The 212-nt window shown below is 47.2% G+C and carries 1 protein-coding gene; it reads right to left on the bottom strand.

Annotation, left to right across the window (positions count from 1 at the left end; translation table 11 throughout):
* Positions 1-212 (bottom strand): IS30 family transposase (locus GOU96_RS18565; RefSeq protein WP_324702145.1); only part of this gene is annotated, 212 nt, incomplete at both ends.

Raw genomic sequence — 212 nt, 5'->3', positions numbered from 1 at the left:
CCAACAAAACATTCCTCTGGTGTTTTAAAGCCCAGACGAGCTCTGGGTCTGTTGTTAAGTTTGTGTGCAATCGCATTGCACTTTGCTTGAGTGAGTGTCGCCATCGAGGTTCCTTTGGGCAGATATTGTCGGATCAGTCCGTTGGTATTTTCATTGGTTCCTCGCTCCCAAGAGTGGTGTGGGGTAGCAAAATAAAATCGAGTATCGGTGGT

It is taken from the genome of Vibrio sp. R-1, assembly GCF_035615595.1.
GTDB lineage: Bacteria > Pseudomonadota > Gammaproteobacteria > Enterobacterales > Vibrionaceae > Vibrio > Vibrio cholerae.
Note: the sequence above shows the minus strand (reverse complement) of the source record. Positions and strands in the feature narration are given on the sequence as shown.